25 protein-coding genes, 2 pseudogenes and 2 riboswitches are annotated in these 23,216 nt (G+C 71.3%); of the genes and pseudogenes, 12 read left to right on the forward strand and 15 right to left on the reverse strand.

Annotated features, from left to right (window positions below; all coding sequences use genetic code 11):
• Window positions 1-95: 95 nt before the first annotated feature.
• Complete coding sequence (locus ACXAHD_RS22065) at window positions 96-722, reverse strand: RlpA-like double-psi beta-barrel domain-containing protein (RefSeq protein WP_289212777.1); 627 nt, start codon at window positions 720-722, stop codon at window positions 96-98.
• Between the two features lie 144 nt (window positions 723-866).
• Complete coding sequence (locus ACXAHD_RS22070; RefSeq protein ID WP_475052870.1) at window positions 867-1,085, reverse strand: DUF2277 family protein; 219 nt, start codon at window positions 1,083-1,085, stop codon at window positions 867-869.
• 116 nt (window positions 1,086-1,201) lie between these two features.
• On the opposite strand from ACXAHD_RS22070, the gene ACXAHD_RS22075 reads away from it, so the two are divergent.
• The gene (locus ACXAHD_RS22075) at window positions 1,202-1,762 is read left to right on the forward strand and encodes a TetR/AcrR family transcriptional regulator (RefSeq protein WP_281554726.1); all 561 of its coding nucleotides are present in this window, start codon (window positions 1,202-1,204) and stop codon (window positions 1,760-1,762) included.
• Window positions 1,763-1,776: 14 nt separating this feature from the next.
• Here the strand turns inward: ACXAHD_RS22075 and ACXAHD_RS22080 are convergent, their stop codons facing one another.
• The 3 genes from ACXAHD_RS22080 to ACXAHD_RS22090 are packed head-to-tail and all read right to left on the reverse strand — an operon-like array spanning window position 1,777 to window position 5,785.
• Window positions 1,777-3,201 carry a cobyrinate a,c-diamide synthase gene (locus tag ACXAHD_RS22080; protein ID WP_281554725.1) on the reverse strand — a complete coding sequence of 475 codons (1,425 nt, stop codon included), beginning with the start codon at window positions 3,199-3,201 and terminating at the stop codon, window positions 1,777-1,779.
• Entirely contained in the window at window positions 3,195-3,797 is a 603-nt protein-coding gene (gene cobO, locus ACXAHD_RS22085; protein ID WP_289212776.1) for a cob(I)yrinic acid a,c-diamide adenosyltransferase, read from the reverse strand. The genes ACXAHD_RS22080 and cobO overlap by 7 nt, the downstream gene beginning before the upstream one ends.
• Entirely contained in the window at window positions 3,797-5,785 is a 1,989-nt protein-coding gene (locus ACXAHD_RS22090; protein ID WP_475052873.1) for a VWA domain-containing protein, read from the reverse strand. The genes cobO and ACXAHD_RS22090 overlap by 1 nt, the downstream gene beginning before the upstream one ends.
• Before the next feature lie 80 nt (window positions 5,786-5,865).
• Window positions 5,866-5,993, reverse strand: a riboswitch (cobalamin riboswitch).
• Between the two features lie 111 nt (window positions 5,994-6,104).
• Window positions 6,105-6,278, forward strand: a riboswitch (cobalamin riboswitch).
• Window positions 6,279-6,310: 32 nt separating this feature from the next.
• Here ACXAHD_RS22090 and ACXAHD_RS22095 point away from each other — a divergent pair.
• Genes ACXAHD_RS22095 through ACXAHD_RS22105 form a run of 3 tightly spaced genes read left to right on the forward strand, consistent with a single transcriptional unit; the run spans window position 6,311 to window position 7,676 of the window.
• Window positions 6,311-6,511, forward strand: a complete 201-nt coding sequence (locus ACXAHD_RS22095; protein WP_281554722.1) for a CbtB-domain containing protein — start codon at window positions 6,311-6,313, stop codon at window positions 6,509-6,511.
• 17 nt (window positions 6,512-6,528) lie between these two features.
• A complete protein-coding gene (locus tag ACXAHD_RS22100) occupies window positions 6,529-7,287 on the forward strand; it encodes a CbtA family protein (protein WP_289212775.1) in 759 nt (252 codons plus the stop codon).
• Between the two features lie 47 nt (window positions 7,288-7,334).
• On the forward strand, window positions 7,335-7,676 hold the full coding sequence (locus tag ACXAHD_RS22105) for a hypothetical protein (RefSeq protein WP_289212774.1): 342 nt from the start codon (window positions 7,335-7,337) through the stop codon (window positions 7,674-7,676).
• Window positions 7,677-7,947: 271 nt separating this feature from the next.
• Here ACXAHD_RS22105 and ACXAHD_RS22110 read toward each other — a convergent pair whose 3' ends face one another.
• Window positions 7,948-8,571: a hypothetical protein gene (locus ACXAHD_RS22110; RefSeq protein WP_289212773.1), complete on the reverse strand. Its 624-nt coding sequence runs from the start codon at window positions 8,569-8,571 to the stop codon at window positions 7,948-7,950.
• 140 nt (window positions 8,572-8,711) lie between these two features.
• On the opposite strand from ACXAHD_RS22110, the gene ACXAHD_RS22115 reads away from it, so the two are divergent.
• The gene (locus ACXAHD_RS22115) at window positions 8,712-9,032 is read left to right on the forward strand and encodes a hypothetical protein (RefSeq protein ID WP_289212772.1); all 321 of its coding nucleotides are present in this window, start codon (window positions 8,712-8,714) and stop codon (window positions 9,030-9,032) included.
• Between the two features lie 325 nt (window positions 9,033-9,357).
• Here ACXAHD_RS22115 and ACXAHD_RS22120 read toward each other — a convergent pair whose 3' ends face one another.
• From ACXAHD_RS22120 to ACXAHD_RS22130, 3 genes and pseudogenes are all read right to left on the reverse strand, one after another.
• The gene (locus ACXAHD_RS22120) at window positions 9,358-9,954 is read right to left on the reverse strand and encodes a helix-hairpin-helix domain-containing protein (RefSeq protein WP_289212771.1); all 597 of its coding nucleotides are present in this window, start codon (window positions 9,952-9,954) and stop codon (window positions 9,358-9,360) included.
• 183 nt (window positions 9,955-10,137) lie between these two features.
• Complete coding sequence (locus ACXAHD_RS22125) at window positions 10,138-10,893, reverse strand: maleylpyruvate isomerase N-terminal domain-containing protein (protein ID WP_475052891.1); 756 nt, start codon at window positions 10,891-10,893, stop codon at window positions 10,138-10,140.
• Window positions 10,870-11,283: pseudogene (locus ACXAHD_RS22130) on the reverse strand (ASCH domain-containing protein); the annotation flags it as partial. The gene ACXAHD_RS22125 and the pseudogene ACXAHD_RS22130, both read right to left, overlap by 24 nt.
• A gap of 153 nt (window positions 11,284-11,436) precedes the next feature.
• Here ACXAHD_RS22130 and ACXAHD_RS22135 point away from each other — a divergent pair.
• Together ACXAHD_RS22135 and ACXAHD_RS22140 are read left to right on the forward strand one after the other, a co-directional pair.
• Window positions 11,437-11,961, forward strand: coding sequence for a GNAT family N-acetyltransferase (locus ACXAHD_RS22135; RefSeq protein ID WP_281554717.1), 525 nt, complete (start codon window positions 11,437-11,439; stop codon window positions 11,959-11,961).
• A 175-nt stretch (window positions 11,962-12,136) separates the two neighbouring features.
• On the forward strand, window positions 12,137-12,907 hold the full coding sequence (locus ACXAHD_RS22140) for an aminotransferase class IV family protein (RefSeq protein ID WP_281554716.1): 771 nt from the start codon (window positions 12,137-12,139) through the stop codon (window positions 12,905-12,907).
• A 224-nt stretch (window positions 12,908-13,131) separates the two neighbouring features.
• Here ACXAHD_RS22140 and ACXAHD_RS22145 read toward each other — a convergent pair whose 3' ends face one another.
• The 4 genes from ACXAHD_RS22145 to sthA all read right to left on the reverse strand — a co-directional run bounded on the left by ACXAHD_RS22145 (window position 13,132) and on the right by sthA (window position 15,883).
• Window positions 13,132-13,623: a molybdopterin-dependent oxidoreductase gene (locus ACXAHD_RS22145; protein ID WP_289212770.1), complete on the reverse strand. Its 492-nt coding sequence runs from the start codon at window positions 13,621-13,623 to the stop codon at window positions 13,132-13,134.
• 82 nt (window positions 13,624-13,705) lie between these two features.
• Window positions 13,706-14,020, reverse strand: a complete 315-nt coding sequence (locus tag ACXAHD_RS22150; protein WP_278168906.1) for a type II toxin-antitoxin system PemK/MazF family toxin — start codon at window positions 14,018-14,020, stop codon at window positions 13,706-13,708.
• On the reverse strand, window positions 14,017-14,268 hold the full coding sequence (locus ACXAHD_RS22155; protein WP_289212769.1) for a hypothetical protein: 252 nt from the start codon (window positions 14,266-14,268) through the stop codon (window positions 14,017-14,019). Before ACXAHD_RS22155 ends, ACXAHD_RS22150 begins: the two co-directional genes overlap by 4 nt.
• A 211-nt stretch (window positions 14,269-14,479) precedes the next feature.
• Window positions 14,480-15,883, reverse strand: coding sequence for a Si-specific NAD(P)(+) transhydrogenase (gene sthA / locus ACXAHD_RS22160; protein ID WP_281554710.1), 1,404 nt, complete (start codon window positions 15,881-15,883; stop codon window positions 14,480-14,482).
• Window positions 15,884-16,227: 344 nt separating this feature from the next.
• Between sthA and ACXAHD_RS22165 the strand changes: the two genes are divergently transcribed.
• The gene (locus tag ACXAHD_RS22165) at window positions 16,228-16,587 is read left to right on the forward strand and encodes a hypothetical protein (protein WP_281554709.1); all 360 of its coding nucleotides are present in this window, start codon (window positions 16,228-16,230) and stop codon (window positions 16,585-16,587) included.
• A 31-nt stretch (window positions 16,588-16,618) separates the two neighbouring features.
• Here the strand turns inward: ACXAHD_RS22165 and ACXAHD_RS22170 are convergent, their stop codons facing one another.
• Window positions 16,619-17,602 (reverse strand): serine hydrolase, encoded by a 984-nt coding sequence (locus tag ACXAHD_RS22170; RefSeq protein WP_475052883.1) that lies wholly within the window; start codon window positions 17,600-17,602, stop codon window positions 16,619-16,621.
• 166 nt (window positions 17,603-17,768) lie between these two features.
• On the opposite strand from ACXAHD_RS22170, the gene ACXAHD_RS22175 reads away from it, so the two are divergent.
• Both ACXAHD_RS22175 and ACXAHD_RS22180 read left to right on the forward strand, forming a co-directional pair.
• Entirely contained in the window at window positions 17,769-18,641 is an 873-nt protein-coding gene (locus ACXAHD_RS22175) for an MEDS domain-containing protein (protein ID WP_475052886.1), read from the forward strand.
• Window positions 18,628-19,059 (forward strand): annotated as a pseudogene (locus ACXAHD_RS22180) (ATP-binding protein); the annotation flags it as partial. The gene ACXAHD_RS22175 and the pseudogene ACXAHD_RS22180, both read left to right, overlap by 14 nt.
• 63 nt (window positions 19,060-19,122) lie before the next feature.
• On the opposite strand, the gene ACXAHD_RS22185 reads toward ACXAHD_RS22180, so the two are convergent.
• Window positions 19,123-20,166, reverse strand: coding sequence for a sodium:calcium antiporter (locus ACXAHD_RS22185; RefSeq protein ID WP_475052888.1), 1,044 nt, complete (start codon window positions 20,164-20,166; stop codon window positions 19,123-19,125).
• A 188-nt stretch (window positions 20,167-20,354) separates the two neighbouring features.
• Between ACXAHD_RS22185 and ACXAHD_RS22190 the strand changes: the two genes are divergently transcribed.
• Window positions 20,355-21,311, forward strand: a complete 957-nt coding sequence (locus tag ACXAHD_RS22190) for a sporulation protein (RefSeq protein ID WP_281554705.1) — start codon at window positions 20,355-20,357, stop codon at window positions 21,309-21,311.
• A gap of 289 nt (window positions 21,312-21,600) precedes the next feature.
• The coding region (locus ACXAHD_RS22195; RefSeq protein WP_475052893.1) for an AfsR/SARP family transcriptional regulator at window positions 21,601-23,216 on the forward strand (1,616 nt) is incomplete at its 3' end.

A 23,216-nucleotide genomic window follows, 5' to 3' on the forward strand; every position in this document is an offset into this window, starting at 1 on the left:
CCCCCTCCCTTCTCCCCCCCCCCTCTCTCTCCCCTCCCCTCCCCCCCCCCCCCCCCCCCCCCCCCCCCCCCCCCCCCCCCCCGACACGGTACGGGTCAGCGGATCCGCTCGACCACGACCCGCCGGATGACGAACTTGCCCGGTTCCCGGACCTGTTCGAAGGCGGCGTCGTTGAGCAGCACGCAGCTGGCCGACGGGCTGGTCACCATGACGGTGATGCTCCGGTCGTTGTCGAGGTTGGTCACCTTGAGCACGGTGCCGATGGGGAAGGTGCCGCTGGAGGCGGCCGGCGCGGCGTCCTCGTTGAACAGGGTGACCGTCGATCCCGCGCAGACGACCTCACCGGTTGCGGGCGCACCGGTGTCCGGCGCGGCACCGGTGCCCGTACCGCCGGTGGGTGCCGGCTGCGGCGTCGCCGGGGCCGCGACGGGGACGTCGACCTGTACGTCGGCCGTGCAGCCGGCGGCGGCCCGCCGCTGCTGGATCAGGTCGACGACGGCCTGCCGGTTGGCGATCCGGTCGGCGGACAGGGCGTCCGGGTTGGCGCGCTGGTCGGCGATGAAGCTGAGATTGTTACGCAGCGCGGTGTCCAGCCCGGCGCAGTTCTCCCCCGCGTTGCCCAGCCCGGTGCCGACCGCCAGTCCACCGCCGAGCAGGGCGGCGGCCGCCACCCCGATGAACACCTTGCGTGCCCGTCCACTTCTGACGTCCCACCCGTACATGCGTCCGCTCCTCTCGTCTCACCGCTGCGCAGGACGCAGCCCACCGACCGGTACGGGCGGCGAGGACGAGTGGATCTACCGCAGGGCTGAAGTTTTGCTTAAGAATCCTCACAGAGGCAACGGTGATGCCCAGCGGACGGCGACCTACCGGGCGGCCGGGGTCCGCACCACCAGGCGGTCCAGCAGGTCACGGCTGGCGGCGGCGACGGCGGCGACGGCCGCGTCGAACGCTTCGGCGTTGTGTGCGGCCGGCTGCCGGAACCCGGAGATCTTCCGTACGTACTGTAGGGCGGCGGCCTCGATGTCGGCGACGGTCACGTCCGGGGTGTACGGCTCACGCAGTGTCTTGATGCTTCGGCACATGGGCTCCATCGTGCCTGACCCGGCGTCGTCACGGGAACCCGAGTTGACATCACTAGCTAGCATAAATAGCCTTATGGCTATGCAAGTTAGCATACCGCCTTGTCTCGGCGGCCGGTGTGCCTAGGGTCGGACTCACCCCGGACGCCCTGGTGGACGCCGCGATCGCCCTCATCGACGAGCACGGCCTCGACGCGCTGACGCTCAGCGCACTAGCCGGCCGGGTCGGCGTCGCCGCCCCGTCGCTCTACAAGCACGTCGGCGGCGGACTCACCGAACTGCGCACCCTCGTCGCCGTACGGGTGCTCGACGAGGTCGCCGACGAACTCACCCGGCACACCCTCGGGCTGAGCCGCGACGCCGCCGTCGCCGCGCTGATGCGCGCCAGCCGCGGCTACGTACGTCGGTATCCGGCCCGTTGGGCGGCGATGCCCGCCGACCCGCTGCGCGAGCCGGCCACGGCCGCCGCCGGCACCCGGCTGCTGGAGGTGTTCCTGGCTGTACTGCGCGGCTACGGGCTGGACCCGGCCGCAGCCGTCCACGCCACCCGCTGTCTACGGGCGACCGTACACGGCTTCGTCGCGTTGGAGGTCGCCGGCGGCTTCGGCCTGCCCGAGGACCTGGAGCAGACGTACGACCGGCTCATCGCGATGGTCGTCACCAGCATGCCGCGCGACTGATCAGGGCCCGACCGTCAGGGCCCGACCGGGGGGTGACGCGGGCCGGGTAACCGCCGGCGCGCGGCGGCGACCAGCCGGGCCGCGATCCGCGGCCGTGCCGCCCAGTGCAGATGCAGGTACGACGCGTGCACCCCGGCGGCGACGAAACCCTCCGGCGCGGCCCCCCGCCACCCCCAGGCCGGTGCCGCGCCAGCGCGCGGCGACACCTCCGTGCGGTGGAACTCGTGCCCGGTCAACCGGCTGCCGGTCGGCAGCGCCACGCTGTCGTTCAGCGCCACCGCGTCGCGGTAGCCGAGGGTCAACCGGGACGTCATCCGGGCGTCCGCCGGCAGCACCCCGCACATCGGGGCCCCGTCGAGGGTGCGGCACAGCCACAGCAGGCCGGCACACTCGGCGACGACCGGCGCTCCGGTGGCGGCGACCGCCGCCACCTGCGAGCGCAACCCGACGTTGGCGCTCAGCTCACCGGCGTACACCTCGGGGAAGCCGCCGCCGACGACGAGCGCCGCCGTGCCGACCGGCAGCTGCTCGTCACGGACCGGATCGACGGTACGCACCTCGGCCCCGGCCGCCGTCAACAGCTCCACGGTCTCCGGGTAGCCGAAGCTGAACGCCGGGCCGGCGGCGACCGCGACGACCGGTCGGCCGTCGGCCGGTCCTGGCTGCCCGCCGGCGCCCACCCCGGCACCGAGGTCGGGGGCATCGTGGACGGCAGCCGCCGGAGACCACCGTTCGACCGTCATCACGGCCGCCGTGCGCGCCACCGCCGCCACGGCGTCCAGGTCGACCGACGCGGCGACCAGCGCCGCCAACGCCTCGACCGAGGCGCGGGCCTCGGCGGTGCGTTCGACCGCCGGCACCAGACCCAGGTGCCGCGAGGGGGTGTCGACCGACGGCTGTCGACGTAGCACCCCGAGCACCGGGGTGCCGACCTCCGCGCAGGCGTCCCGCAGCACCTGTGCGTGCCGGTCGGAGCCGACCCGGTTGAGAATCACCCCGGCGATGTGGACCTGACCGAACGACCGGAAGCCGTGCACCAGGGCAGCCACCGACCGGCTCTGCCCGGCCGCGTCGACGACCAGCAGCACGGGCGCGGCCAGCAGCGCCGCGACGTGCGCGGTGGAACCGACGTCACCGGCACCCACCCGGCCGTCGTAGAGACCCATCACGCCCTCGATCACGGCCAGATCGACGCCGGCGACACCGTGCGCGAACAGCGGCGCGACCAGGTCCTCGCCGACCAGCACCGGGTCCAGGTTGCGGCCCGGCCGACCGGCGGCGAGCGCGTGGTAGCCGGGATCGATGTAGTCCGGGCCGACCTTGAACCCGGCGACCCGGACCCCACGTTCGGCGAAGGCGGCGAGCAGGCCGGTGGCCACCGTGGTCTTGCCGTGGCCGGAGCCGGGTGCGGCGATCACCACCCGGGGTACGGCTACCACTCGATGCCCTGCTGACCCTTGCGTCCGGCATCCATCGGATGCTTGACCTTGGTCATCTCGGTCACCAGGTCGGCGAGGTCGATCAGCTCCGGCGCGGCGTCGCGGCCGGTGATCACCACATGCTGGCTGCCCGGCCGGTCGCGTAGCACCGACACCACCTCGGCGACGTCGATCCAGCCCCACTTGATCGGGTAGGTGAACTCGTCCAGCACGTAGAACCGGTACGCCTCGGCGGCCAGGTCCCGACGGATCTGCGCCCAACCTTCGGCGGCCTCGGCGGCGTGGTCGCGTTCGGTGCCGGGGCGCTGGATCCAGGACCAGCCCTCCCCCATCTTGTGCCAGGTCACCGGCGCCCCTCGGCCCGACTCACCGAGGGTACGTAGGGCCGCCTCCTCACCCACCTTCCACTTCGGAGACTTGACGAACTGGTAGACGACCACCGGCCAGCCGGTCGACCAGGCCCGCAGCGCCATCCCGAACGCCGCCGTCGACTTGCCCTTACCGGGGCCGGTGTGCACCGCGAGCACCGGCTGGCGACGCCGGGCCCGGGTGGTCAGCCCATCGTCGGGAACGTGTTCCGGTCTTCCCTGTGGCATCAGGCCGCCCTCAGCCGGTCGTGGACATCCGGACCCGACGCCGCCAACGCGGCCAGCGGCAGCCACTGCGCGGTGAAGCCGGCCGCGAGCCGGCGGGCCAGACCGAGCCGCACCGGGCCGGCCTCGCAGTCGAGCACCACCATCGGCGTACCGGCGAGCACCGGTGCCAGCGTCGTCGGGTCCGGTCCGGCGGTCGCCCGCCCGTCGGTGACCAGCAGGACCAGCGGCCGACGGCGCGGGTCCCGGCGGTGCTCGGCGGCGACGGTGGCCGCGGCGACGCGCAGCCCGGCGGCGATCGGGGTACGGCCACCGGTGCGCAGCTGCGCCAGCTTGGCGACGGCCACCTCGTGGCTGCTGGTCGGCGGCAGCACCACGTCGGCGGCGGCACCCCGAAAGGTGATCATCCCGATCCGGTCCCGCCGGTGGTAGGCGTCGCGCAGCAGCGACAGCACGGCGGTCTTGACCACCGTCATTCGCTGCCGGGCCGCCATCGACCCAGAGGCGTCGACCACGAACAGGATCAGGTTCGCCTCCTGGCCGACGTAGCGGGCCTGGCGCAGGTCGGCGGGGGTGATCCGGCGGGCACCCCGGGACGCGGCGGCGCGCACCGTTGCCGGTAGATGCACCGTCGACGGCCGTCCGGTCGGCGACCCGGCGCCGACTACCCGGCCCCGGTCGGCGTGGGCCGCCGAACGTCGGCCGGGCGTCGCGCCCGCACCGAGCCCGGGGAGCCGCAGTGTCCGGGGCCGGTACGCGGGCCCGGCCGCCGCCGGAGCCGGACCGCCCGGCGGTACGCCGTCCGGCTGCTCGGCACCGACCGCCGGACCGTCGGCGTCTGCCGTAGCTGGCTCAGGATGCCGGCCGGCGTCCGAGTCGGGCGCGCCGGGTGGCGGCCCACCGTCCGAGTCGGGCGGGCCGGGTGGCGGCCCACCGTCCGGTAGTGGCGGACCCGGCGGCGGAGGAGGATCGGGATCGTCGCCGCACTCGTCACGCAGCACCTCGTCGAGGCGCTGCTCGTCGGCGCCGGGCGGGTCGAGCGGGTCACGGCGCCGCCGGTGCGGCAGCGCCAGCCGGGCTGCCTCGGCGACCTCGGCGGCGGTGACCGCCGGTTGGCCCCGCCAGGCGGCCAGCGCGACGGCGGCGCGGGCCATCACGATGTCGGCCCGCATACCGTCCACCTGGTACGCCAGGCAGATCCGGGCGATCCGGTCGATCTCGGCATCGGGCAGCGTGACCGCAGGCAGGGCCGCCCGCGCATCGCGTACCCGCAGTGCGAGCTGGTTGTCGGCGGACTGCCAGCGGTCCGCGAACGCCACCGGGTCGGTCTCGTACGCGAGCCGACGGCGCACCACCTCGGCCCGGTCCGCCACCAGGGTCGGTGCGGCCACCGACACCATCAGCCCGAAGCGGTCCAGCAACTGTGGACGCGGCTCGCCCTCCTCCGGGTTCATCGTGCCGACCAGCAGGAACCGGGCGGCGTGGCTGACCGACACCCCGTCGCGTTCGACGTGGGCCCGGCCCATCGCCGCCGCGTCCAGCAGCAGGTCCACCAGATGGTCCGGCAACAGGTTGACCTCGTCGACGTAGAGCAGGCCCCGGTGCGCGGCGGCGAGCAGCCCCGGCTCGTACGCCTTCACGCCGGCGCTGAGCACCCGCTGGATGTCGAGGGTGCCGACCACCCGGTCCTCAGTGGCGCCGACCGGCAACTCGACCAGTGCGGCCGGGCCGCCACGCGCGGTCACCGGCGCGGTGTGCGGCCCGTCCGGGCAGGCCGGGTCCGGGGCCGCCGGGTCGCAGGCGAACCGGCAGCCGAGCACCCGGTCGACCTCCGGTAGCAGCCCGGCCAGCGCGCGGACGATCGTCGACTTCGCGGTGCCCTTCTCACCCCGGATGAGCACTCCGCCGATGCCGGGGTGCACCGCGGCGAGCAGCAGGGCCTGCCGCAGGTCGGGCAGGCCGACGACGGCGGTGAACGGGTACGGCGTCATGGCAGGGGCCGACAGGTGTGCATGGTGAATCCCTCCCGCGGGTGTCCACGCCCGCGTACCGGTGGACCAGCGAGCGGCCGGAGTCTCCTGGCTGCCGGATCGACGTCGCGTCCCGAGCCTTCCCGCCATCGGGGCAGTGGCTGTCTCAGGGGGACGCGACTCACCGGTCACAGTGGCGGGACCGCCCCGGATTCGCACCGGGTTCCTCCGCGCACCGCTCGTGCCGGTCATGCTCCCCCACCCGCGGTCCACCGTCAATGTGGCGCCGGTCCCGTTGCCGGCCACGGCCACAGCCATTGCCCGGCCGGTCACGACGGCGGTACGCTGCGCATGCCACGGTGTTCGGGAAGCCGGTGTGAGTCCGGCGTGGTCCTCGCCACTGTGACCGGGAAGTGTCCGATCCACCATGCCACTGGGCCGACGACGGTCCGGGAAGGCGGGACGGCTGCGACGATCCGGGAGCCAGGAGACCGGCCGTGGCACGCACCGCATCGCCACGAGGCATGGACGAGGGGATTTCCTGGCATGACTGCACCTTCTGTCGGCGGAGAGGTCACCACCACCGCCATCCGCGTACCGCTCGCCGGTTGGTTGCTGGCCGCCGTCGCGGCGGTCGTCATCTACCTGGTCGCGCAGGACAACGGGCTGGTGCTGGCCGGTGCCGCCGAGTTCATGCACGAGTTCACCCACGACGGCCGGCACGCCCTCGGCGTACCGTGCCACTGAGCGGCGGCCAAGCTCCGATGACTACCTACCCGTTCCGCGCGGTGCTGGGCCGCGGACTGCTCGCCGGTACGGCCGCCGGCGCGGCAGGTGCGGTGGCGGCCCTGCTGATCGTCGAACCGCAGATCGAGTCGGCGCTGGTCGTCGAGGAGGCCCGCGCTGCGACCGGGACGGCCGGACACAGCCACGACGAGGAGTTGGTCGGTCGGGCCATGCAGGTCCTCGGCGGGCTGGTCGCCACCGTCGCGGTGGCGCTGTGCCTGGCGTTGATCGTCGCCGTGGTCTTCGCGGCGACCCGGCACCTGCTGCCCGGCCGCGACGACTTCCGCCGCGTGGGGCTGCTCGCCGGGCTCGGCTTCGTCGTGGTGGCGCTGCTACCGGCGATCCACTTCCCGGCCAACCCGCCGGGCGTCGGCGACCCGGACACCGTCAACCAGCGCACCGGGCAGTATCTGTCGTTCATCATCGCCGCGGCCGCCGTCACCTGGCTGGCGCTGCTGACCCACCGGCGGCTGACCGGCTGGGCGCGGCCGGCTCCCTACCGGACGGTGGTCGCGGCGGCGCTGGCCGTCGTCGGGTACGCCCTGCTGCTGGCGTTCTCGCCGGCAACCGGGGTCGACGTGCCCGCCGATATCCCGGCGGCGCTGCTGTGGGAGTTCCGGCTCGCCTCGCTGGCGCAGCTCGCCACGATGTGGACGGTTTTCGGGGTGGTGTTCGGACTGCTGCTCACCCCGGCCCGGACCGGTGACCGGCGGCCCACGCTCGCCAACGTCGCGTGACGGCGGAGCTTGGCCCGGCGGGACCGGCACCCGGGCACCCCGCCCGGGTGACCGTCTGCCGGGGCTGCTGCTGCGGCACCCGCCGCAAACACCCGGACGTCGACCACGACCGGCAGCTCGACCTACTGCGCGCGGCCGCGCCGGTACGGGTGTCCGACTGCCTCAACGCCTGTGACCGGTCCAATGTGGTGGTGGTGCAGCCAGCGGTGTTGGCCCGCCGACTGGGTGCCCGCCCGGTGTGGCTCGGCGGGGTGCACGACGAGACGGCACTGTCGAGCGTCGTCGACTGGATCGCCACCGGCGGGCCGGGCCTGGCCGCACCGCCGGACCGGCTCGCCGGGCTGCGCTTCGCCGCCCCCCGCTGGGGAAAGTCCGCCCCGACGTCCTGACCGCGTAGTGCCGTCGCTTGCCGGCCACCGCGTTCCGGCGGCCGACAAGCGCCGCCCCCGAACGCGCGCCTGCCCGGATCACGGTCACCCATTGGCGCACGTTCGACAAGGTACGGCGCGAACCGATTGCACAATCGTGCAACCGTCCGGTGCCGTGGCTTCTCCCCTACGGCGTTGTTACTGTGCTGAGCTGACGGCTGTGACACGGGGAACGGGGAGCATCAGGACGCACGGCCCGACTGCGGTTGCACCACTGACCCGGTGGGGCGCCTCACCCGATGCCGATCTGGTCTACCGGGCGCTGACCATGCTCGGTGCCCGCAGCAGCGGTCAGTTCGCCCACGAGCTGGGGCTGACCCGCAAACGCGTCAAGGTCGCACTCGACGAACTGAACGGCCTGACGGCGGCCGTGCCGACCGCCGCCGGCTGGCGGCCGTTGCCAGCCGGTCCGGTCATCGCGCGGCTTCGCCGGCCAGCGCAGCCGGTACGGCGACAGGACGTCTGGCGCCAGCATTTCCGTACCGTGCACGGCATCGACCTGCCCGGCCCGGACGATCCGGCGGTACGCAGCCTGGGCAGCCGGGCCGCCGCCCGCGACCGGGTGCGGCGGCTGGTCGCCGCCGAACGGCACGAACATCTGACCATCAACACCGAAGTGATCAGCGCGGCGGCCTCGGCGGAGGCGATTCCGCTGGACCGCAGCCAGCTGGACAGGGGTATCCGGGTCCGGGTTCTGCAGCGGCCGCCCACCATCGACGACCACAGCCGCTATGATCCTCGTGGCAGCTACCCTGGCGTGACTGTCGGCAAGCGGCGTGTCCGCCACGCCGGTGGCCGCAGGTACGCCGACGCCGTCATGGGCGGCTTCGCCGATCCCCACCAGCGATCCGACCATCACGGACTGGTGGACTCCGGCTGGCTGCGCCACCGGCCAGTTGAGCGGCCTCGTGGCGGACCCCGACCTCGGTACGGTGCTGCCCGGGCGAGGCGGCGCTCTGCACCACCTACACGGACAACTACCGGTTCGGGGTCGCGGTGTTCCGCCCCGATGACAGGCCGGCCTTCGTCTTCCGCTCCCAGTTGGTGCCGTACCACCCGACCGACGCCTCACCGGTGCGGATCGTGTTTCCGGGCGGGGTGCCACCGGCGAACCGGGGCGTCTGTCTGATGCGCTCGGAGCAGGTCCGCCTGGCCTGCGTCGAACTCGTCGGTGAGCCGGACGGCACGGTGGCCGCCCGACCGATCCCGGTCGACCACCCGCTGGTCGTCAAAATGATCACCTTCGATGATCAGACGGAACTGCCCGTGCCGAGTCCGGGCTGCGCCAACTGTGTGGCGTTCCCCGAGGAACAGTGACCGCCGGGGCCGTCGGGCAGGCGGGACAGGTCCGGCTGCGGCAGCGTGCCACAGCCGGACCGGGGACGATCAGCGACCGGCGGTGCCGTAGTACGCGGTGCGCATGATCTGCTGCATGTCGTTGAGCATCGGCATCCGCAGGTTGGCCGGTGCGCACTGCGGCCATGCCGATCACCTCGTTCGGTCGGCACCGGCGGCACCCCGCCGCCGGTGCGCGACCTCATCGTCACCCGGTACGGTGATCGGTCGCTGCCGCCGTACGTGCCCGATCGCCGGGACCTAGGTCAGCCGACGATCGATCCACTGTGGCCGCTTGACTTTCCGGTCAGCTTGTGGAGCGCGCCGCCGCCAACTCCCGGGCCTTGGCCGGCCAGGTCGGCAGGCTGGCAGTGGCCCGTACCCCGGCGGCGCGGACCGCCGCGCGCAGCGCCGCCTCGTCGGTCGCACCCAACTGCTCGTACGTGCGGATCCCGGCGGACTGCAGGGCGGCGGCCATCTTCGGCCCGATGCCCTCGATGCGCCGGAAGTCGTCCGCCGGCCCAGCCTCGGGGGCGGCGGGCGACTCAGCGGTAGACGGCTCGACGGCGGCGGGCGGGTCGACGGCGGGCGGGTCGACGGCGGGCGGGTCGACGGCCGGCACCTGCTCAGGGCTGGCCGCATCGGCGGTAGTGGCCGGCTCGACACTGGCCGGCTCGACACTGACCGGCTCAACACTGACCGGCTCGGCCGTGTCATCCGCAGCGGGCTCGACGGGAGTCTCGGTGGCGGGCTCGGTCTTGACCGGGTCGGCCGGCGATGCGGGTTCCGGACGGGCCGGGTCGGCCGGCGACGGCTCCTCCGAGGTGGTGGTCGGCGGCTCGACGGCGGCAGCCGCCTCAGGCTTCACCGGGGCGTCCTTGCCGGCGGCGGACCGGCGGCTCATCACGAGCCACCCCGCGACTGCACCGAGCAACACCACGACCAGCAGAATCAGTATGTTTCCGAGGGACCAGTCCACGGCAAACCTCCAGCACCAAAAGTCAGAATCGCGAAAGGGTCTCGTTGTGGCCTTGTCGCTGTCAACCTACGGGCAGTCGCAAGGCGCTTCGAGGGCAGGTCGGTCCCGCTACTCTTCGCCAACCACAGTGGGACGGTGCGTGCCACCGAAGAACGGGGAGCGCACTCCCCGCGGGTGCAGTTCAGCCGGGTCCACGTCACCTGACTCGACCCGCCCGGTGACCGCGCGTACCAACGTCGGCCGGTCCCATCCACGCGCCGCCCGCAGCGGTGCCAGTGTGGTGCCCGCCGACAGCGCCACCACCAGGTCCGCCGCCGGGGCGGTCAGCCACGGCGCCATGCCGAGGCCGTCGGCCAGGTCGACACCGTGGACGGCGAGCTCGACGACCCGGGTGGCCTGGAAGTCGGTCAACGTCATCAGGTCACCGTGCCGGGTGACGACCATTCGGTCCGGCGGCTGCGCGGTGACCCGGGCGGCGGCGGTCGCTGCCCGCGCCGCCAGTTCGTCGACAGCGGCGGTGACCGTCCGGGCCGCCGCCCACCGCTGAGCGTCGGCGATCCGCCCGCCGTCCGCGTCGGGACGGAACCGGGCGTCGGGCGCGTAGTAGCCGACCGCGTCCACCGGACCGTCCGGACCGGCGGCGGGTGCGCCGTCGTCGAGCATCTCGACGGTACGGGACAGCGCGATCACGGTGTGTGCAAGCAGTTCCTTGACCGTCCACGGGGCGCATCTGGTCGGGCGGTCGAAGTCCGCCTCCGGTACGGCCCGTAGCGCGTCGACCGCGGCCCGGCTCTCCGCAGCGTAGGCGATGGCCACCTCGTCGGACCGCCAGATCCGCTGCACGACACGGAACCGTTCGGCCACCAACATCGTCCGGTCGTCGACAGTGAACGTCTCGTCACCGAGAGCAGCCCGCATCGGCGTCGAGTGCCAGAAGTCGACGTGGGCGCGGCGCCACCCGGCGACGTCAACGAACCCTTCGCCTTCGTCGACGGCGTGGGTGAGGTCCACCTCCGCCAGTGAAACCACCCGTACCCCGGTAGTTTCCAGTACCGCGCAGGGCCGGTCCGCCGAATCCACCAGAACCGACCGGGCCCCCACGACCGGCAGCGGCTCGTTGTCGAGCTCGTACTCGCGCAGCAGCCCGGACGTGGCCGTCTTTTCGCCGGTGAGGATCGCCGCGACCAGCCGGTCGCGCAGCGGACCGGGAAAAGCGAACTCGGCCTTCGGCTCATGGTCGACGCGGTGCGGCACGTCCTGCCCGGCATCACGGTCCGCCTCGGTCGCCACGGCCGCAGTGTACTGGCGGCGGTGCCGCCTGGTCCCGTCCACGATCGTGTGCTGCCCGCCAACGACCGTCGCGCAATTGACGTGACTGGCCACGACCAGGTAGGCCACGATGGGCCGGTGACGACGTCAGATCGGCGCGCCGTGGCGCTGCACCCGATGACCCAGGCCGAGTACGACGTACGCATTCCCGCGCTGGTGGCGGGCTATGCCGACAACCTGCTGCGGTCCGGGCGCGCCACCACCGCGACGGCGCTGACCGAGTCCCGCCGCCAGCACGCCGAGTTACTGCCCGACGGGCTGGCCACCGAGCGGATGCTGTTCCTGGTGGCGCGGCCGGCGGATGTCGACGACGCGCGCCCGGTCGGCTGGATCTGGATCGGGCTACCGGACTCCGCCGAATCGGACCGGCCGGCCTGGATCTACAACATCGAGGTGGACGCCGCCCAGCGCGGCAACGGGTACGGGCGTGCCATCCTGGCCGCTGTCGAGCCGGTGCTGGCCACACGCGGAGTCACCCTGCTCGGGTTGAACGTCTTCGGGGACAACCTGGTGGCCCGTCGGCTGTACGAGTCGACCGGATTCACCGTCACCGCCCAGCAGATGGTCAAGCCGATCGGTATCGTGCCACAGGAGTCGGTATAGCGAAACCGGCGTACCGCTGCGGGAAATCGATGCCGGACTTAACGAGATTCGGCGGGTGGCGGGCGGCCCACCCGAAACTGCAGACCACCCCACCACAGCCCAGCTGGAGGCGGGGATCGAGCTGGCCGAGCTGCGCGCGTCCACCCTGCCAGCCCGCTGACCGGAGACTGACATCATGCTTCTGAACGGGCAGCCCGTCGATCTGGATCATCTGAAGATCCTGGGTCTTACCAACTACGGTCACTTCACGTCGATGCGAGTGGACGCCGGCCGGGTACGCGGACTCGCGCTTCACCTCGATCGGCTGACAAGGGACTGCCGTGCACTCTTCGGCGCGGAACTCGATCAGCACAAGGTGCGCAGCTATGTCCGTCACGTGGTGGGTTCCGCCGAGTCGACCGTCGCCAGGGTAACGGTGTTCGACCCAGATCTCGACCTGGGGCATCCCGCCAGCGCATCAAGCCCGCAGGTGCTCGTCACGGCGCGAGCGGTGTCGTCGGTCCCACCACAACCGCTGGTGCTCACCACTCGCTGCTACGAGCGGGACGTACCAGGTGTCAAGCACCTCGGCCTGTTCGCGACGGTGTTCCATCGCCGACAGGCCCAACTCGCTGGCTTCGATGACGTGCTGTTCGTAGACAGGGAGGGTTTCATCTCCGAAGGGGCGACCTGGAACGTCGGCCTGATCGAAGGGGACGACATCGTGTGGCCGCAGGCACCGGTGTTGCCGGGAGTCGCGATGGCGTTGATCCGTCAAGAGCGCCCAGGGCATGAGCGCCGCGTCAACGTGGCGGAGCTGGACCGCTACACCGCAGCGTTCGCCACCAACGCCACGGTTGGAGTCCGGGCTGTCACCGCGATCGACGCCATCCGATGGTCCGGCATGACGCCGCTGGTCGAGCAGATCCGCAAGGACTACAGTGCCATCCCCGGCGAGCCGCTCTGATGCGCTGCAGGTAGGTACATACACCTGGCCCCGGCAGTTCCGCGCACCCGCTACCGGAAGGGATCCTTCCCTTTGCGGGAACCATCCCCTGCCTCCCCTCTTGACATTTCCTCGTTGACGTAAGTCCCCGGCCGGGTCAGGAATTGTTCGACGCAGATGATTCAAGGCGGCATTCGCCAGGCGGGATACTGTCCAAACTCGATTTCCACCATAAGCAGTTCGCGCTACCACACATCGATCGTGCGCCACTTCGGGGGTATCATGCAGAACCATCCGCTCACCGCAGCACGCGAACGCCTGGGCCTGACCCGCCGGCAACTCACCGACGACGTCAACAGATTCAGGTGTGGCACCAGCAGCCGGGCCGGGCCACCGTGCTCCGGGCTCAGGTCGGCGTCGTCGTAGCGGTAGGCGATCCATGCCTGCCCGTCGAGCAGGTCGGCCAGCGGAAGGTTTGTGGTGTAACCGCCATACGAGTGGGCAAGGGCGTAGTCGGCGCTGGTGTCGATGTCGGCCAGCAGGGTGTCGAGGGAGACGCCGTGCCAGCGGGTGCCGAGCTTGGACCACTTGGTCACGCAGTGCAGGTCGACGGTGATGTCCTCACTGGGCAGGTCGAGCAGCACCGGAAAGTCATCGGTCAGATACTGACCCGGCGGCAGGGTGACAGCGCCGGAAGAACGTGGACGGCCCTGCAAGCCGGGCGACACGATACCCATCGGACCGTCGTACCATCTGGCCGGGCGCTCCCGCCAGCATCGGTGGGGATTGCACCCGTCCGAGGTGCCGGGCCACGACCCCTCAGAGGTCGAACAGGTCCCGCATCGCCTCTTCCAGGCGGGCCATGCTGGCGCCGGTGACCATGCCGACCCGCTCCGCCCCGGATCTGCCGGAGATGCGGCGCATCCGGTTGACCACGACGACGCCGGACAGCGGATCGGTCTCGGCCAGCGGCACCACGAACGGCGGCAGGCTGGTGGCACCGCGCTGGCGGACGATCGGCGCGCAGTACGGGGCTGCCCTGGGTCGCTCGTTGTGCGTGTCGCCGGACAGCACCACCACCCGGTAGCGCAGGTCGGAGCGCTCGCCGACGGTCCAGATCTCGCCGCGGTTCACGCCGCGTCAGACAGGTCGGACCAGCCGGACTCCAGCGTGTCGGCGAGTTCGTCGAAGCCGTCCAGTTCGTCGCGGACCTCCGGGTTGGCGGCCAGCCACTCCTCGTGTGCCCGGGCGGCGTCGCGGCGGACTTCCCGGCGGGCGGCACGGTCGATCCAGTCGGAGAGTGTCATCCCGTCCCGTTCGGCAGCGGCCCGCGCCCTGGCCAGGGTCTGCGGGCTCAGCCGCAGGGTGACCATCTCTGCCATGCCGCGATGGTACGACCCGGTCGGCCGGTGTGCCGCCCCGGCCCGGCCCGGGGCGGCCGGCATGTCGCGCAATCGTGACGTTCAAGCCGGCCATTGGCGCATGCAACTGGCTCCCGAGCTGCATCGACAAGCGCTTCCTGTGGCCCAGGACACACGGGCGGCACCGGCGGGCCCGGCTGACCCTGTGGTCCGTCGGACGGACGGCCGACTGTCAGTCGTGCAGCTGGGCGAGATGCCGCATCTTGTTCATCGCATCCAGCGCGGCGACCTTGTACGCCTCGGCGAGGGTCGGGTAGTTGAACACGGCGTCGACGAAGTAGTCGACGGTGCCGTTGCAGCCCATCACCGCCTGCCCGATGTGCACCAGCTCGGTGGCCCCGGTGCCGAAGATGTGCACGCCGAGCAGCTGCCGGCTGTCCGGGGCAACCAGCAGTTTCAGCATCCCGTACGAGTCGCCGACGATCTGCCCGCGGGCGAGCTCCCGGTAGCGGGCGACGCCCACCTCGAAGGGCACCCGGTTATCGGTGAGCTGGTCCTCGGTGCTGCCGATGAAGCTGATTTCCGGGATGGTGTAGATCCCGATCGGCTGTAGCTGCGGCATGCCACGGGCTGGCTCACCGCAGGCGTGGTGGGCAGCGAGCCGGCCCTGCTCCATCGAGGTGGAGGCCAAGGCGGGAAAGCCGATGATGTCCCCCACCGCGTAGATGTGCCCGGCCGCGGTCTGGAAGTTCTCGTTGACCTGGATCCGGCCCCGGGCGTCGGCGGTCAGGCTGGCCCGATCCAGGTCGAGGTCACCGGCTACGCCCTGGCGCCCGGCGGAGTACATCACGGTGTCGGCGGCGATCCGCTTGCCGCTCTCCAGCACCGCGACCGCGCCGCGCTGGTGGCGCTGCACCGACGCCACCTCCTCACCGAAGCGGAAGGTGACCGCAAGGTCGCGCAGGTGATACTTGAGCGCTTCGACGATCTCCAGGTCGCAGAACTCGAGCATCCGGTCCCGCCGCTCCACCACGGTGACCTCGGTGCCGAGCGCGGCGAACATCGAGGCGTACTCGATGCCGATCACCCCGGCTCCGATCACCAGCATCGACTGCGGCACCTGTTCGAGGTTGATGATGCCGTCGGAGTCGATGATGGTCCGCTCGTCGAAGTCGACGCTGGCCGGGCGGGCCGGGCGGGTGCCGGCGGCGATCACGATCTTCTCTGCGGTGACCTTGTTGCCGTGGCCGGTGGCATCGGTCACCACTACCGTGTGCGCGTCGTCGAACCGCGCCGTGCCGGTCATGATCCGTACCCGGTTGCGGGTCAATTGGCTGCGGGTCACGTCGATCTCGCGCCCGATCACGTGCTGGGTCCGGGCAGCCAGGTCACTGACCGTGATGTGATCCTTGACCCGGTAGCTCTGACCGTAGACCTCGCGCTGGTTGAGGCCGGTCAGGTAGAGGACGGCCTCGCGCAGGGTCTTGGACGGGATGGTGCCGGTGTTGATGCATACACCGCCGAGCATGTGCGCGCGCTCGACGACCATGACGCTCCGGTCGAGCTTCGCCGCGGCGATCGCCGCCTTCTGTCCACTGGGGCCGGATCCGATCACGAGCACGTCGACGTCATACACCGGCCCAGTCTGACAGGCTCGGGTTTCCAGCTGCTTACGGCCACCCCCGGCCATCCGGACGAACTGGGAAGATAGACGGGTTGCCTTCCGCAGCGAAAGGCCTACCATGGGACGATGTGCGCCATGCGAACGCGACATATATGAATATATGATGGCACGGGCATCAATGTCCGCTATGCCGTAGGCCGTTGCTTCCCTCGCCCCAGACGGGCCCCTCGCCACAGACGGATCTGAGAGGCATCACCGTGAGCCACCCGTACCGAACCCCAGCTGACCACTCTGGATTCTCCCCCTCCCGCCGCCCCCGCCGCCGGCCGGTCTGGCTGTGGATCACCGCACCGGTCGTGCTGGCCGTCCTTGTCATCGGGATCGGCGCGCTGACCAGGGGTGAGCAGTCGCAGGCGACGCCGACGCCGACAGTCGGCGAAAGCACATCGCAGACCCCACCGGCCGACACCGAAGGCTGGCAGGCATGCCAGGACCTGCGTGAGATCAGCGCGGCCGAGCTTGCCCACGACGTGAATCGGGAGATCGGCCGGCAGGCGCAGGCGTCGACCGATGCCACGCTGGCCGCTCGCGGAAAAGACCTGGTGGATGCCGCCCGGGCCGCCGCAGATCAGGAGCCGATCGAGGGCAACCTGACGATCTCGGCCGCGCAGGTCGACCTGCGCGAGGCCTGCGACCGGGCTTTCGGCCCGGCCTGACCGGCCGGTACGGTGCCGTCCGGCCGAGGGCTCAGCCGGACGGCGCCGGACGGCGCCACGTGTCGAAGGCGATGCGCACCGCCTGTTCCACCGCCGCGATGCCAGCGTCCAAGGAGCCGTGGTGGTCGGACAGCACCGCCACGAGCCAGTCGTGGTCGTCCTCGACGATCCGCCCGATGCTGTTGACCAGCCAGCGTCCGTCATGATCACCGACGGTGTCCCAGCCGTTCTTCACCCAGGTTCGGGAGCCGGCCGTGCCGGCACCGGCCGGTACCCCCCACCGCTGACCGACGACCACCCGACCCATCAGGTCCAGCACCAGGCCCCGGTCCGCCGGTCGCAGCAGGCTCTCCTCGTCGACCAGCGCACGGAGCAGCCGGACCTGGTCGGCCGAGGTGGTGACGGTCGTTCCCCAGGCCGACCTCGGTCGGGTCTGGGTCAGGCCGAGCGCGGTGTTGACCCGGTTCAGTCCGGGGACGCCACCGATGGCGGCGAAGAGTTCACTGGCCGCCGCGTTGTCACTAGCTGTGATCATGGCCTCGACCCGGTCGCGTTGCACGGCGGTCAACGGGGTCCCGTCCCGGTCCAGTAGCAGGGCAGTGAGAATCTCCACCTTGACGATACTCGCTGTCTGGAACTGGAGCTCGTCGCCGGTACGGAACCCGGCTCCGGTGCCGCGCTCGACGACCGCGAAGCTGAACTGGCCCGGCAGCCCGGCGGCGTACCCACGTACCTGTCGGGCCGCCAGCGCAGCCCGGCGGCGCTGGTCCGCCACGACGTCCGGGGTCGGCACCGCAGAGGTCGGCACGGCCGCCACCGTACCCGGCCCGCCCGCAGCCACCCGACCGCCGGCCACCGGCGAATCGGCGGCAGCCCGCCACCCGTAGCCGAGGCCGCCGGCGGCGAGCAGGCCGAGACCGAGCAGCGACCGACGGGGTGTGCCGCCACGGTAGTGGGCGCGTCGACCGGCCCGATCTACGACGCGACCACTGATCGGGCCTGTTCCGATGATCACGTGCGCTCCCACCAGATCCGGGGCCGTCTGTTCTGCCACCGGTGGTACGGGCAGCGCACGGCGGACGTTCAAATCGACGGCTCAACGGGGGGCGTGTCCGGGTGCGACCGGGTGTAACGCATAAGGTGGCGGGCATCCTCCCGATGATCGACAAGGCGGATCGACGATGGCGGACACGGCTGCGGTTGGCACGCTCGGCGTCGGCGACCATGCCTGTCTCACCTTCTCCGACCGGGAGGAGCGACTGGACCTGGTGGCGGCCTTCGTGCGTGACGGGCTCCGGGCCGGGCAGAAGGTGGTCTGCTGGACCGACTCGGTGAGCCCGGACGAGCTCACCGGTGAGCTGCACGACCGCGCGGTACGGCCTGGCTCGGCCCTGCGCCGGGGCCAGCTGCGCATCGCCTCGGCCGCCGAGTCACTGCTCGGCGGGGCACCGGCCGACGCCGGGGCGATGGTGCGGACGCTCGCGCGGGAGGCGCGGCAGGCCAGCGACGAGGGCTACGCCGGCCTGCGGGTGACCGCCGACATGTGCTGGGCGACCCGCCCGGCCGCCGCAGCCGATCAACTGGTCGAGTTCGAGACGCTGGTCGCCGACCTGTTCGCACACGGCCAGCTCTGTCTGATCTGTCAGTACGACCGGGAGCGCTTCGACGCTGTCACGCTGGCTTTCGCCGCCCGGGCCCATCCCAGGACCGTCGCGGCTCAGGTCTACCTGGAGCATCCGCTGCTGCAGATCTGCCGGCAGTACAGCCCGACCGGCCTGCGCATCGCCGGTGAGCTGGACTACCGGCACAAGGATGTGCTCGAGCTGACGCTGGCCGAGTCGGTACGGATCGACCGCCACCTGCACGTCAACTTGACCGGGCTGGACTACATCGACGGCGCCAGCGCCGGGATCATCCTGGCTGCCGCACGGGCGTTGCCGAGGTCGCGCCGGATGACGGTGTCCTGCCGACGGCTGGTCGGTACCGTGCTGTCCCTGGTCGGGGCGGATGACGTCGCTCAACTCCGGGTACAGAGGCGCCATGAGCAGCCCTGATCCGACCTCGCTCGGCATCGGGGGACGGCCGCCGGATACTGCGTCCCCGGCCGGCGCCGTCAACCAGCCGTTTGACCGGGACGGTCTGTACGGCCTGCGGGCCACGCTCAGCGCACACGCTCCCGGGCTGGACATCTCGTCCGAGCAGACCGAGCATCTGCTCATCGTCGCCGGGGAGCTCGCCACCAATGCGATACGCCACGGCGGCGGCAGCGGCCGGCTCCGGTTGTGGCGCCGCGACGATGTCCTGTACTGCCAGGTCAGCGACAACGGGCCGGGGATGCGCGACCCGCAGGTGGGGACTGTTCCACCGGACCAGGCGCGGACCGGTGGTCGGGGTATCTGGATCTGCCGGCAACTGTGCACCGAGTTGATCATCGACCGTGCCGAACCTGGGTCGGGGGCGGTGGTCACCGCGGTGATCAGCCTGGCCCGGCCGGCCGGCTCGGTGGGCGACGGTCCGGTGATACTGGTGCTGGCATCAGAAGGCCAGGACCGCGACCACGGCGAGGTAGCCGCCGAACAGCAGGGTGCCCTCGAAGCCCAGCCGGCCCCAGCCGCGGACCTGCCGGGCCAGCAGCCCACCGAGCAGCACGGTGGTCATCAGTAGCGCGGCAGAGGTGAGGAACAGTTCGTCGGGACCGGCCGCATGGTAGATCGACCCGGTGCGGTAAAAAATGTCAGCGATCACCAGGTTCAGCGCGTCGAGGCAGTTGCCACCGAGGATGGCGGCGACCGCGAGGGTCACCGCGCCGCGCCGTACCGCGGCGATCGCGGTGATCGTCTCCGGCAACGCGTTGACCAGGCCCATGAGCACCCCGCCGACGAATCCGGCCCGTAGCCCGGTCGCCTGCACCAGGCTCTCGGCGGCGAGGGCGGTCAGCCAGCCGCTGGCGGCGACGACCAGCCCGACGAGAGCGAACCGCACCCACAGCCGGCGCAGCGGACGGTCGTCGAGGAGTCCGTGGCTCTGCGGCAGATCCTGGCGGGTCTCGTTGGTGTCGACGGCTTGCCAGTAGGGCGTAACGTCGGTGGAGTGGACGATCATGACGCCGCCGAGGTAGCAGCCGACCATGATCACCGAAACCGGGTGGACCCCCACCACCGCGCCGTCCGGGGTGTAGGTAGCCAGCAGCGCCAGGGCCAGCAGCGCCAGCAGCAGGCAGCCGAAGAGCAGGTTGGACAGCGAAGCGGCAGCGTGTTCGAGGTTGACTCGCCGGTAGAACAGGTCGGCCACCGCGACTGCGGCGGTCTGCGCAGCGATACCGCCGACGGCGTTGCTGTAGGCCAGTTGCGGAGCATCGCTGACCGCCGTCACCGCGGTCATCACGATCCCGGACAGCGAGGTCGCCAGTCCGAAGAAGACCGCGCCGAAGACCGCCTCTCCCCAGCCGGTCCGGTCGGCGAGCGCGTCACCCACGGCGACGAGCCGGATCCCACCGACCACCGTCACCACCCCGGCGATCGCGAACGCGGCTATCGACCAGGTGACAGGCCAGTCCGCCGTCGCCACGAAATTCGGCATAAGACGTATTTTTTCATATTGTCCGGCCGTCACATGCAATATCACCGGACCACGTGACGACCGCCCACGACAACCGGTCACCATCGATCAGGATAAACTGAACACTACCCACAACTTCCACACTGGATGTCCGATGTGCCGACGCCGGCAGGACAAGGGTCTGTCAATCAAGAACGAGAGGAACGTACGTGGTATTCAAGAAGATGCTGGGTGCTCTGGGAATCGGCGCTCCCAGCGTCGACACGGTGCTGCAGAACCCCAACGCCCGGCCGGGCCTGGCCCTCACCGGGCAGGTGAACATCACTGGCGGCAGCCACGACGTACAGCTGGACCAGATCACCGTCAGCTTGGTCACCCGGGTGGAGGTGGAGGCCGGCGGCGAGGACCACAACGCCCTGGCTGAGTTCCACCGGTTCCCCGTGTCCGGCGGCATCCACCTGCGCGAAGGCCAGCAGTTGTCGTTGCCCTTCCAGTTCCCGGTGCCGTGGGAGACCCCGGTGACCGATCTCTACGGGCAGCGCCTGCACGGCATGACCATGGGTCTGCGGACCGAGGTCGCCATCCCGGGGGCGATCGACCGGGGCGACCTCGACGCGGTGCACATCTACCCGCTGCCGTTGCAGGAGCGGATCCTGGAGGCGTTCGCCCGGCTCGGCTTCGCCTTCAAGGGCGCCGACCTGGAGTACGGCCGGCTGCACGGCGTGCCCCAGACCCTGCCGTTCTACCAGGAGATCGAATACTACGCCGCACCCCAGTACGCCGGCGGCATCAACGAGGTCGAGCTGACCTTCGTGGCCAGCGAGTACGGCGTCGACGTCGTACTGGAGTTCGACAAGCGCGGCGGTCTTTTCCGCCCGGGACACGACTCGTACGGCCGCTACCGGGTCAGTCACGCAGACGCCGACCAGGTGGACTGGACCGCCCAGGTCGACACCTGGGTACGCCAGGCACTCTCCCAGCGCCAGTCGCTGATTGGCGGGTACGGCGCGCCCGTTGGGCATCACGGTGGGTCGGGAATGGGTGGGGTCGTCGCCGGCGCGGTCGGCGGCGCCGCGCTCGGCTTCGCTGGCGGGATGATCGCCGGCGAGGTCCTCGACTCGTTCGGCGGGGACGACGACTCGGGTGAGGAGTTCGAAGAGGAGTGACCATCCGCCGGGAGTTGGCGCCCGACCGGCGCGCCAACTCCCGGCGACCTGGCGATGCCACCAGGTCACCGCGGTGCCCGGCACACGATGGAGAGAGAACCGGCCGGCACCCCCTGATTATCCACTGCAGACATCTGATCACCGGTGGTTCGGCAATTCGACTGGGTCTTTCGACAGCTGGCGTTGCAATGCTGAGCGACACAGACGTAGGTTGTGGTCAGCCGACCGACGTACACGGCCACCCCGTTCCGAGCGGCGGCATTCGGTACGACCGGCGAGGGTGACGACTTTGCGTATCCGGGTCCTCGGTCAGGTCTGCGCCTGGCGCGACGGTGAACAACTGGATCTCGGACCAACGGCTCAACGGGCCATCCTGGGACTGCTCGCGATCGCGGCCGGACAACCAGTGCGAGCGGCAGAGATCTCGGCTGCGGTGTGGGCCGAGCGGCAGCCGCCACCGACCGCCCGGAACGTGATCCAGACCCACATCAAACACCTCCGGCGACGACTCGAGCCCCACCGGCCGCCCCGCGCTCCGAGCACGGTGCTCCCCCAGGTCGGTGACGGCTACGCGCTGCGGCTACCCGCTTCGGAGATCGACGCGGAGGTCTTCCGCCACCGGCTCGCCGCTGCGGCCGGTCTGCAGCGCAACGGCGAGCTGAGTCGTGCGGCAGACGAACTCGAACAGGCCCTCGGGCTGTGGCTCGGCCCGCCGATGGCCGACATCCCGGCGCTGGCCGAGCATCCCCGGGTCGTCGCGTTGCTCGAGGAGCGGCACACCGCCCTGGCACGGTACGGAGACATCATGATCGCCGCCGGGCGGGCCGCCGAGGCGGTGACCGCTCTGGAGGAGGCCGCCGCCGCACAGCCGCTGGACGAGGCGGCACAGGCCCGACTGATCCGGGGGTACCACGCCGCAGGTCACCGTGCCCGGGCGTTCCACGCGTACCACCGGGTGCGCCGGCACCTGACCGACGAGCTCGGCGTCGATCCCGGGCCGGAGCTGACCGCCGCACACACCGCGCTGCTGCACGACGAGGAAGTGACCGCGGCCCCAGATGCCCGACGCTCGGGCGGCGAACCCGGCCGCGCAACGCCCCAACCGGCACCGGCACAGCTGCCGGCCGACATCCCGGACTTCACCGGCCGGGTCACCGAGCTGGCCGAGCTCGACCAGTTGCTCGACGCCGCCCGGGGGTGGACCGACGACGACGCGGACCGGTCGTCAGGGGTGACCGTCGTCGCGGTGTCCGGAACCGCTGGCGTCGGCAAGACCGCACTCGCCGTCCGCTGGGCGCACCGGATCCGGCACCGGTTCCCCGACGGCCAGCTCTACGTCGATCTGCAGGGCTACGACGCCGAGCAGCCCGTCTCCCCGAACCAGGCGCTCGCCGGCTTCCTGCGGGCCCTCGGCGTCGCTGGTCCGGACCTGCCGCTGGACCTCGACGAACGGGCAGCCTGCTACCGCAGCCTGGCCGACGGACGGCGGATGCTGGTGGTGCTCGACAACGCGGCGTCGGCAGAGCAGGTCCGGCCGCTGCTGCCCGGCTCGCCGTCCTGTCTCGTCCTGGTCACCAGCCGGGACTCGCTCGCCGGGCTGGTCGCCCGGCACGGTGCCCGCCGGGTCGGCCTCGATCCGCTGCCGCTGGCCGAGGCGGTGGCGCTCATCCACCGACTGATCGGTGCCCGGGCCACCGTGGAACACACCGCCGCCGCGGTCCTCGCCGCGCACTGTGCCCGTCTCCCGCTGGCCCTGGGGGGGGGGGGGGGGGGGGGGGGGGTGGGGGGGGGGGTGGGGGGGAGGAGATCCTTTTTTTTTTTGTTTTTTTGTTTGTTTTTTTTTTTTTTTTTTTTGTTTTTTTTTCCCCCCCCCCCCCCCCCCCCCCCCCCCCCCCACCGCGCCTC

This window comes from Micromonospora sp. ABR4_055 (assembly GCF_056160425.1).